A 10884-nucleotide genomic window follows, 5' to 3' on the forward strand; every position below is an offset into this window, starting at 1 on the left:
TAAAGGTTTCATCCTATTTTACCTTTTTTTGTCTACCCCCTTGACAATTTGCACTTTTTCTTAACTTGTCACAAATGGTTATTATCAACTTGAATGAGTTAATAAATAACCCTTTACGGTTGTCCATTAAAGAGTGACTACATTCTGTTTTTGCTCATAAATAAAAGTTTACTTTTACTGGTTTAGAGAGGAGTGAATTCCTCACTATAAACCTGGTAAATTATTATTCATTTTCAGGAAATTGAGTGAGTTAATAAACTCTGTTGAATTCGATCTAATAATTGTGCTGCCGATAAGGAAGAAGGCAAAATTTTGGCAGATACTTCTTGCAGCAGAAAGTCGATCGCCTCTGATTCCGAATTTACAGCAGACCGATAATCCCAGACTAAAATTGGCAGTTTTACTGCCATTTGCCGCAGGTTCGATAGCGCCTGCAGCATAGCGGTTGATTCTGAGGGGGCATCTCGCAAACACAGCAAAACTAAGTCAACGCTTTGATATTGCAACTGCTGCAAAACTTCTGTCCAACAGGGAGCGATCGACCCTCGAAATCCTGCGGTGTGGACGTACTGAATCAAAGCTTGAAAGTTGGGAGTAGAAAACTGGGAATTGGGGAGGGGAATCTCGGCATTTGTCGATCGATCGCAATGCTCCAATTCTCCCGTCGGGTTCCCAGAAGTTCGGTGCAAATCGGGTAAAGTCGAAATGTCGGCAAATAAAATGCTGGGCTTCCAACTCATGCCCGCAGCAACTTGAATTACTTGCCACAAAGCACTTGGCATTAACCCGGTTGGTGAAGTTTCACCGTCGTCGGGACTGCTAGTGGCTAAACAGGGAAATACCGACAATCCTTTGACTTGATTTGCCAGTTGCGTAGTGCGGGGGTCTAAAGTCACCAAGGGGAGAGAACCCAAATTTCGAGACCGACTTAACTGTTCGATAAAAGCTAAGGGGTTTTGCAGTTGACTTGTACCATCCAAGACGATCGCGTCGGGCCGCCAAATTCTGGCCACGAGTTCTGCTTGGCCGAGGTCGTCTGCTTCTAAAACCCGGCAGTAGTTGGGGTTGAGCAGTAAAGCGGAACCTTGAGACGAACTGTTTTGCGGGCTGAGCCACAATACGGTTAAAGAACTCTTCACTTTGCCCGTACTGCCATTACTGTGGCCGATCAAGTCTGTCAGCAGCCGCCGCAAAGCGGGTTCTTCCACCGGCAAGCTCAAAAAGCCTTCGGCTCTGTTGACACTGGCCCGTTCTTTTTCGCCTCTGGTGGCCGTGACGATCGCCGGAATCGATCGGGTATCCGGGTCACTCTTGAGCAGCGTCAGCACGTCCCAACCCGACAGCAGTGGCAGCAGCGGGTTGAGGAAAATCGCTTCGGGACTGAACCTGCGAGCTTTTTCCAGCGCTTCGGTGCCGGAACGGGCGACTATTACTTGGTAGCCCAAACCTGAGATGACGTTGGTTAAGTCTTCGATATATTTAGGAACTGCTTCGACTATTAATACTAAACGAGAGCGAGAATTGGCGATCGGAGTCTGATATTGGGGTTTTAATAATTCTTCCTCGTCTGCTCCAGATGCCGGGACTTCTTCGCTGTTTCCCGGAGGACTTGGCGGCAGCAGCAGGGTAAATTGAGAGCCTTGGTTTTCAGAGGAAATAAATGAAACGTCTCCGCCGTGCAGCCGAGCTAGGCGTTGAGTCAGTACCAGTCCCAGTCCGGTTCCTTGAAAGCGGCGGGTGAGGGGGCTTTCTAGCTGTTGGAATTTCTGAAAGATTAGGTGCTGTTTGTCGGCCGGGATGCCGATGCCAGTGTCCCAAACTGTGAATGCGATCCAGCCTTCCCAAACATTTACTTTCAATCCGATTTTGCCGCCGAGTTCGGTGAATTTTAGGGCATTGGAAAGGAGGTTAACCAGCATTTGCCGCAGCCGCAGTTCGTCGGCAATTAAGTGGCTCAGTCCCGGTTCTATTTCGAGTGTAAATTCTATTTGGGCGGAGGGTTCTGCGTTTGCTGTACCGTCAGTTGGACTCGCGCTGGGAGGGTTTTTTTCTTCTTGCTGTTGCAGTTGTTTTGCTTGTTCAAAGGCTCTTTGGCAGGTTGATGCTATTTCGACTGCTTCGGGAATTAGTTCTAGCTGCCCGGTTTCCATCCGGGTTAAGTCTAATATATCGTTAACTATTGTCATCAAATGTCGCCCGCTTTTATGGATTAGTTTGGCGTAGCGTGTTTGGCGATCGTTTAGTTCTCCGATCAATTTATCTTTGAGGAGGCTGGACAAACCAAGGACGGCGGTGAGCGGGGTTTTTAGTTCGTGGCTGATGCAGGATAAAAATTCGTCTTTTAGTCGGTTGAGGTGGATTAAATCTGCGTTTTTCGCTGCTAGTTCTTTTGCGACTAAATGTTCTTCGGTGACATCTTGTCCCATTACTAAAATTAGCTTGTCTGAGAGCGGTTGTTTGACAAATTGCCAGATCCGTTCTTGACCTTTTTGTACGGGGCACTCGCAAATGTAGGTGTCTGGTTTGCCGGCCATGGGACACCAAGCTGGAGCGGTTAATGTTGAGGGGGAGGCAGCAGCGTACAGGGGCAGCGGACAACTGGTTGCTGCGGTTGAATCACGCGCGGCGAAGCTATCCCGCAAATCGCCCGATCTATTTGCTCCTACTAGGCTCCTGCATTCTTTGGTGATGGCGTCTAACTGCACGCTCTTGTATTCGCTTGTTAAATTGCTTGGTTTGCGGGGCGAGTGTTTACCCAAATTTGCTGCTGGTTCTGGAACTGGTTCTGGGCCTGCTCCCAGCAAAATCCGCCACGCTGCGTTTTGGCTGACTATTTGTGCGGTAGGGGTTTGCAATCTCAGGGGCAGGGGCAGTTTTTCCAACAGTTCAACTAGGGAGTTCAGGTTTTCAGAAGGTTTCAATCCTGCTTCTAAAAAGCGCAATTGAGCGTCTAGGGCGGTGGCGATGGCTTCGGAAACCGGTTTTAATTCGATTTCTTTGACGGTTGTTTCCTGCTCTGTGAGGCTGCAGAGCGAGCTGCTGTTGAGTGCGGCGAATTGCAGCAGGCTCAGGCTGTCTAGCATTCCTAAAAATTGACCGCTGGCATCTGTGACGGCGATCGGGCTGTTTGAGGAACTGCAGGCGGTTTGGCGGTTTGGCCGGGCTGGGGTGTTCTGTTCCTCTGTTTGCAGGTACTCCCAGAATTCGCTGACGCTCATAGTGGCGGGTAATGCCCTGACTGGTTCGATCGCGATCGAGCTTTCTGACAAAGGTTGCTGCCCGTCGTTTGTACGATCGGCTGCCCAAGCCCAAAGGCTGCGGAGGTAGACTAATCCCAGCGGTTGTAACTGTTCGTTGACTACTGCGACTCGATCGCAGTTGCAGGAGCTGAAAATTGACTGCAGCGATTCTAGCGCACCCGTTTGGAGGCACAGCGGCACTGGCTCGATAAAATTTTTGAGACTGGGGGTGGTGAGTGGCATAACAAACCTGAGAGTCTGCTCGCGAGAGCAGTAATATTTTTGATGCTCAATGTAGCTGCGAATTTCTGTATCTTATTTGTTTTATATCAGTTCGCTATCAGGCTCGGTATCCGCACCGAGACCGGGGAGTTCGATGCCTACGCCTGATTTGAGGCGACTAGCAATTATTTTAAGGCTTAAGCTTAATTGCAGAAATCACGCTCAGGGTGCTTGACACAAAAACCACGGAGTACACTTTGATTCTTCTTCTGGTAGAAGCGCATCTCTTATTTTGCGGTTAAGATTGGTTAAAATAAATGTTGAGATGATTGTTAAAATGTTAAGTTTTTTGTAAAGGAGATATCAACTCTGAGCGATCCAGCACTTTCAGGCAACTTAGGTGGTGCACCTACAGCTTTGCTTCCTCAACTTTCTATCGGTATTTTTGTCCGCTCTGAGGAAATCGCAGCCTCTGCGATCGAGCTTTTGAGAGGGGAACGCTATACTTTAACGCACATTAAGTCGGCAGTGGAGCTTTTGGGGTTCCTTAAGCACAATTATCACCTTGATTGTTTGGTTTTGGAGGTGGATGGGGCTCTGCGATCGCTTCTGGGCAAGCTGCAAGAACGATCGCTCTTTTTGCCTGCTGTGATTTTTTCGCCTCACGCGCCGGTAGATGGCAGGCACGAAGCACCATATTCAGATGGTTTTGAGGCCGCAGCCAGTAGCGCAAACAATAGTCAAGACGAAAGCTGTGCTTTTTTTTATCACCCTGCTGAGGTGCAACTGGCAATCGCTCGATCGAGCGAAATAGCTGCAGGTATCGATCGGGCGATCGCACAATTTCTGAAACTTTCAACTCCGGTTCCTGTCAATTACCAATCCGTAACGGTCGATGCGACAGCCCAATTGACTGCTCAAAGTTTGCTCAGCCGACAGCAGCGGCGACTGGCGGAAAAACTACGGGAGCGATTAGGATACTTAGGTGTGTATTATAAAAGAAATTCCCAGATTTTTTTGAGAAATCTGTCGGTACCAGAGAAGCAAAAGTTTTTGGAGCAACTCAAGTCAAGTTATCGCGACATCGTTTTGAATTATTTTTCTCAAGATGCTGCGGTCAACAATCAAATAGATGAATTTGTGAATTTGGCTTTTTTTGCGGACGTTCCCGTGACTCAAATTGTAGAGATTCACATGGAATTAATGGACGAGTTTGCTAAACAGCTAAAAATAGAAGGGCGCAGCGAGGAAATATTGCTGGATTACCGTTTGACCCTGATTGACGCGATCGCTCATATGTGCGAGATGTATCGGCGATCGATTCCGAAAGAGACCTCTCAAGGTAGAATGTAGAAGGGATTCGGCCTAATTTAAAAAAAAAGGTAGAAGGTAGAATCTAACAAAAAACAAAGGAGCCGACTAACTGCCGCGCGAGCGCGAGGCGGAAATTATTATAAAATAACAAAGAACAGCGGATTTAAGACAAATAACAACTACAACTAACATCTGACAACTAATACTCAACATTTAAAAAAGTTCATGAGTCCTCTGAAGAAAACCTACGTTCTGAAGCTGTACGTTGCGGGGAATACTCCCAACTCAGTGCGAGCTTTGAAAACCCTAAAGGACATCCTAGAACAAGAATTTCAAGGTGTCTACGCGCTGAAAGTCATAGATGTTCTCAAAAACCCTCAGCTAGCAGAAGAGGACAAAATATTGGCAACCCCGACGCTGGCCAAAATCCTGCCGCCGCCGGTGCGAAAAATTATTGGCGATTTGTCCGATCGTGAGAAAGTTCTGATAGGATTAGATTTGCTCTATGAAGAACTTCGCGAAGAAGACCTGAATTCATAAGATAATCAGGTGAGAGTCAGTCGATTTTAGATTTGAGACTTCGGTTTGGCGTGAAACGTTCGGCGAGCGCTCAGTCGAAGCGTCGAGTCGCGCGAGCGTCGAACGATGTTAGATTTTAGATTTACTCCACAGATGAATCTGGGAGGTTGAACAAAAGTCTAAAATTTTTATTTTTCCACGACAGGAGTACGTGGCACGGTATCGGTTTTTGGGCGGGGTCATTAGTCAGCAGTCAGCAGTCATTAGTTATTGAGCAAGAGCCAAAACTAAAAGCTGGGTACAAAGACTCATGATCGGCGGTTAATGAGTGACAACTAAAGAATACTGAGAGTTGACAAAAATCGACATGAATGAAATTAGTCAAACGGTTCAACGAAAAGGATTGGTAACGCCAGGAGTTGAAAAAATTCGCACGATGATTGAGGGTTTCGATGACATCAGTCACGGCGGAATGCCACTCGGCAGAACCACCCTAGTCAGCGGCACATCAGGAACGGGAAAAACTTTATTTGCTGTACAATTTCTCTATAATGGAATTACCCATTTTGACGAAGCTGGAGTGTTCGTAACTTTTGAAGAATCTCCGACAGATATTATTAAAAATGCTTGCAGTTTCGGTTGGGATTTGGCACAATTAATCGAGGAAGGCAAGCTATTTATTTTGGACGCTTCCCCCGACCCGGAAGGTCAAGATATCGTAGGAAATTTTGATTTATCAGCCTTAATTGAGCGAATTCAGTACGCCATTCGCAAGTACAAAGCCAAGCGGGTTTCAATAGATTCTGTTACCGCCGTATTTCAGCAGTACGATGCAGCATCGGTGGTGCGCCGAGAAATTTTTCGCTTAGTTGCGCGCCTCAAACAAGTAGGAGCAACTACAGTTATGACGACGGAACGGGTGGAAGAATACGGCCCGGTAGCGCGGTTTGGAGTGGAAGAGTTTGTGTCGGATAATGTAGTGATTGTTCGCAACGTTTTGGAAGGGGAACGCCGCCGCCGCACAATGGAAATTTTGAAGTTGCGCGGTACAACTCACATGAAGGGCGAATATCCTTTCACTATGACTAATGACGGAATTAATATTTTCCCATTGGGGGCGATGCGATTAACTCAAAAATCTTCAAACGTGCGGGTTTCTTCGGGCGATAAAACTCTCGACGAGATGTGCGGTGGCGGTTTTTTCAAAGACTCGATTATTTTGGCTACGGGTGCAACGGGAACAGGCAAAACGCTATTGGTGAGCAAGTTCTTGCAGAACGCTTGTATGAACGGCAATCGGGCGCTGCTTTTTGCCTATGAAGAGTCGCGTGCTCAGTTGTTCCGCAATGCTTATTCTTGGGGCATTGATTTTGAGGAAATGGAAGAGAAAGGACTGCTAAAGCTGCTGTGTACTTACCCGGAATCGGCAGGTTTGGAAGACCACTTGCAGACTATTAAATCAGAAATTGCTGAGTTCAAACCTTCTCGAATTGCTATAGACTCGCTGTCGGCCTTAGCTAGGGGTGTCAGCAATAATGCTTTCAGGCAATTTGTGATTGGAGTGACAGGTTTTGCGAAGCAGGAAGAAATAACCGGCTTTTTCACGAATACAAGCGACCAGTTTATGGGTTCTCATTCGATTACGGACTCTCATATTTCTACGATTACTGACACGATTATCATGTTGCAGTATGTAGAGATTCGAGGAGAAATGTCGCGGGCAATTAATGTGTTTAAGATGCGGGGGTCGTGGCACGACAAAGGAATTAGAGAATACACAATTACTGAAAGAGGGCCACAAATTAAAGATTCGTTCAGTGGTTACGAACGGATTATCAGCGGTTCTCCTAGTCGGATTACAATTAATGAGAAGAGTGAGCTATCGCGGATTCTCCAGGGTGTGCAAGGTCAAGACGATGAGGATATTTGAGAGTTAGCAGTAATTCGTCGTTATTAAAAATAGGTTGGGTTGAGCTAGGAAACCCAACTTTTTTAATTTGAGGAGTTTGTGGGCGTTGCTGATTTAGGGTATGAAGGGCTAAATATGCAAGTCAGAGAAACCAGTATCCACAAAACTTCGCGATTTTCAAGTTATTTTTTTCATACCCTGATTAAGCAACGCCGTGAACACTATAGAAACCGCGACAATGTTTTGCAAGTTCTTAAGTGCTGAAATAGGAGCTTTTATTGCCGATCGAACCCAATACCTATAGTTTTTACACAGCAACAACAATACCTTGGGAAAAATCCAATACCCTGGCGATCGCAAATCTCTTGAATTGCCCTTGGAAGGCGAATGCTGGCTGTATGATCAACCTCAGCTCGATTGGCAAACACGTAGCCTTGCTGGTGTTAAAGTTATAGTAGGAGGGCATTCTCCTGAACTAGCTTGGGTTCATGGCCATCGATATATTCCCATCGCCGAAAAAACTGGATTGATATTGCCCGAAGAGCAAATTGATTTTAGAGCAAGCTTGCGGGCAATATCAGCAGTGCCTAGCAGCAGGACTAATTCTTCCTAATATCGCGGTGAATTTGTCGGCACGTCAACTCAGCCAACCGACTTTAGTCGCTAAGAGCGATCGCATTGTTGAGCGCACCGATATGAAGCCAAAATATCTATAGCTAGAGATTACGGGAACGGCAATGATGCTTAATGTTGACATTAGCTACAATCTTTTGAGCCAATGATCGGAGCATGGTATTGGGATTTATGTAGATGATTTTGGGACGGGGTATGCTGCTTTTAACAACCTGAAAAATTTTCCGGTGAAGTCGCTCAAAATTGATCGCTCATTTGTCCGCGATTTAGCCAGCGATCCAAAGCCATAGTTGCAATGACACATCGCTTAAATCTCAGCACAATTGCCGAAGGATTGGAAACCCCAGCGCAATTACAATAGTTCCAATCGAGCGCCTAGGAAATCGGGCAGCGTTATATGTTGAGGAAGTAGGCTATTGCTGAGTTTGCTATTCATTTAATCCGACATCCTGAATTGTTGTCTACCACTATGTGGGATCATCAATCCTCCCTCATGAAAGCGCGCCAAAGTCTTATAATTAATTTAATGCTCGTGTCGCTCAAATGACTAAAAAAATTTTCTTACGGAATAATATAAAAGTGTTAGGACAAGGCACCCAGACGATGATGTTTGCTCATGGATTTGGGTGCGATCAAAATATGTGGCGTTTCGTAACACAGGCCTTCGAGAAGGACTACAAAATCATCCTATTTGATTATGTAGGTTCGGGACAGTCTGATATTAGTGCCTACAGTTATGAACGGTACAGCAACCTCAATGGATATGTTCAGGATGTCCTTGATATTTGTGAAGAATTGGCGTTGACTGATGTGATTTTTGTCGGTCATTCGGTCAGCAGTATGATCGGCATCCTGTCCTCAATTCAAGCTCCTAATTACTTTAAGCGCCTGATTCTCCTAGGGCCTTCACCCTGCTACATCAATGATTTACCAAACTATTACGGAGGGTTTGAGCGCAAAGATATTGAGGATCTCCTCGATATCATGGAGAAAAATTACATGGGTTGGGCAAGCTTTCTGGCGCCAATGGTGATGCAGAATGAGGATCGTCCTGAGTTAAGTGAGGAACTTGAGACAAGTTTTTGCTCCACTGATCCGGTGATTGCAAGTCGCTTTGCCGAGGTAACTTTTTATTCTGACAATCGCAGTGATTTACCCAAAGTATCAGTACCTTCACTGATATTGCAATGCGCTGATGACGTGATTGCTCCCACCGAGGTAGGGGATTACCTCCACCGCCACCTACCTAAAAGTACGCTACGGCTGATGAAAGCTACGGGACATTGCCCGCACCTGAGTCATCCACAAGAGACGATCGAGATGATGAAGGAGTATTTGAGTGTACCTCATACTACCTGATTTGTATGGCAAACATGACCTACCAGATAGACGAGCTACTCAACACGTCACCCTGTGGATTCCTCTCGTTTGCGGACGATGGTACGATCGTCATGGTCAACGCCACATTACTGCAATTACTCGGATACGAAACCGATGAACTGCGGGAACGGAAAATGGACTCGATTCTGCCAATGGCCAGCCGGATTTTTTTTCAAACCCATTTTTTCCCCCTGTTGAAGCTCGACGGTAAAGTAGAGGAAATTTACTTCTCATTAAGGTCAAAGCAGGGTAGTGATATACCCATGCTGATCAACGCTGTGCGTCGAAATCAGGGAGGAAACTTCGTCAACAATTGTATCTTGATCTGTATCCGCCAGCGTATCCTATACGAGGGTGAAATTATTAAAGCCAAAAAAGCAGCAGAGGCAGCTATTCTCGCCCAAAAGCAAGCAGAAATCGCCCTGCGGAAACAGTACGACAAGGCTATATTACTTCAAGAAATTACTCAACACATCCGTCAATCTCTTGATTTGTCTACAATTTTTGAGATTGCTTCGCAGGATATTCGCTTGTTTCTTGATGCCGAGCGCGTCGGCATATTTAAGTTCGATCCTGATAGTAAATTTGGATATGGTGAGTTTGTTTCAGAATCCGTAGGCGAAGGATGTAAATTGGTAAGCAAAAATCAATTTAACGACCAGTGTGGTGGTGAACAATATCCTGATTCATATCAAGAATGGAGAACGCAGGTAGTAGAAAATATCAATAATATTGACCTTCAACACTGTTACCGCGCTCTTTGGAAACAATTTCCGGTTCGGGCTAATTTAGTTGCGCCGTTGCTCAATGGACAAGATTTGTGGGGGTTGTTATGTATTCATCAATGTTCTGCGCCTCGGCAATGGGAAGAATTTGAAGTTGACCTTGTTAAACAGATTGCTAATCAGTTAGCGATCGCCATTAAACAAGCGGATATTTTTCAGAAGTTGCAGAAGGAATTGGCAGAAAGGCAGCAGGCTCAAGCGCGGATGAGAGAAATTAATCAACAACTGGCACTCTCTAACGAAGAACTAGCCCGCGCTACTCATCTCTTAGAACAAGTGGTAAATATTGATGGGTTGACTCAAATTGCTAATCGTCGCTGTTTTAATGACCGCTTAGAGCATGAATGGCAGCGGCTATACCGGGAAAAAAAACCTATTTCTCTTTTGTTATTTGATGTGGATTATTTCAAACGTTATAATGATTCCTACGGTCATCAAATGGGGGATAGTTGTCTGTTCAAACTTGCTCAGACGGTGCAAGAGGTGGTGTACCGTCCGGCGGATTTAGTGGCGCGTTACGGCGGAGAAGAATTTGCCATCATTTTGCCTAATACAGATATTGAAGGAGCGAGTTCGGTGGCCCAACGGATTCACGCTGCTATTCAAGCTTTACATATTCCTCACAAAACCTCTGATGTGAGCGATGTAGTTACTATTAGTATGGGTATCGCCAACTTAATTCCGATTTCGGAACTATCATCGGCTGACTTGATTGCGATCGCCGATCGTTCACTCTACCGTGCCAAGCAACAGGGGCGCAATCAGTCCGCGACCTGCGACTACAGTGGGGATTCGATTTTTGACACTGACCAAGAAAATGGGATACAAGCCCCGTCCTTTGAGGACGGCTTTTCTTGATTTCTAATGTATTCCTTCAATACTT

At 45.8% G+C, this 10884-nt stretch carries 8 protein-coding genes; 7 read left to right on the forward strand and 1 reads right to left on the reverse strand.

Annotation, left to right across the window (positions count from 1 at the left end; translation table 11 throughout):
• Nucleotides 1-233: 233 nt before the first annotated feature.
• Nucleotides 234-3482, reverse strand: coding sequence for an ATP-binding protein (locus QUA83_RS29200; protein ID WP_333297650.1), 3249 nt, complete (start codon nt 3480-3482; stop codon nt 234-236).
• A 396-nt stretch (nt 3483-3878) separates the two neighbouring features.
• On the opposite strand from QUA83_RS29200, the gene QUA83_RS29205 reads away from it, so the two are divergent.
• The 7 genes from QUA83_RS29205 (at nt 3879) to QUA83_RS29230 (ending at nt 10859) form a co-directional block, all read left to right on the forward strand.
• Nucleotides 3879-4814 (forward strand): circadian clock protein KaiA, encoded by a 936-nt coding sequence (locus QUA83_RS29205; RefSeq protein ID WP_333297651.1) that lies wholly within the window; start codon nt 3879-3881, stop codon nt 4812-4814.
• Nucleotides 4815-5000: 186 nt separating this feature from the next.
• Complete coding sequence (gene kaiB, locus QUA83_RS29210) at nt 5001-5315, forward strand: circadian clock protein KaiB (RefSeq protein WP_006632119.1); 315 nt, start codon at nt 5001-5003, stop codon at nt 5313-5315.
• Between the two features lie 346 nt (nt 5316-5661).
• Nucleotides 5662-7224, forward strand: coding sequence for a circadian clock protein KaiC (gene kaiC, locus QUA83_RS29215; RefSeq protein WP_333034672.1), 1563 nt, complete (start codon nt 5662-5664; stop codon nt 7222-7224).
• Nucleotides 7225-7751: 527 nt separating this feature from the next.
• Nucleotides 7752-7919, forward strand: a complete 168-nt coding sequence (locus tag QUA83_RS29220) for a hypothetical protein (protein WP_333034675.1) — start codon at nt 7752-7754, stop codon at nt 7917-7919.
• 78 nt (nt 7920-7997) lie between these two features.
• Nucleotides 7998-8126 carry an EAL domain-containing protein gene (locus QUA83_RS30695; RefSeq protein ID WP_445301826.1) on the forward strand — a complete coding sequence of 43 codons (129 nt, stop codon included), beginning with the start codon at nt 7998-8000 and terminating at the stop codon, nt 8124-8126.
• Between the two features lie 253 nt (nt 8127-8379).
• Entirely contained in the window at nt 8380-9195 is an 816-nt protein-coding gene (locus QUA83_RS29225; protein WP_333297653.1) for an alpha/beta hydrolase, read from the forward strand.
• A gap of 5 nt (nt 9196-9200) precedes the next feature.
• Nucleotides 9201-10859 carry a diguanylate cyclase domain-containing protein gene (locus QUA83_RS29230; RefSeq protein WP_333297654.1) on the forward strand — a complete coding sequence of 553 codons (1659 nt, stop codon included), beginning with the start codon at nt 9201-9203 and terminating at the stop codon, nt 10857-10859.
• The last annotated feature ends 25 nt before the right edge of the window (nt 10860-10884 follow it).

Source organism: Microcoleus sp. K1-B1 (assembly GCF_036704705.1).
In the GTDB taxonomy this organism is placed as follows: domain Bacteria; phylum Cyanobacteriota; class Cyanobacteriia; order Cyanobacteriales; family Microcoleaceae; genus Microcoleus.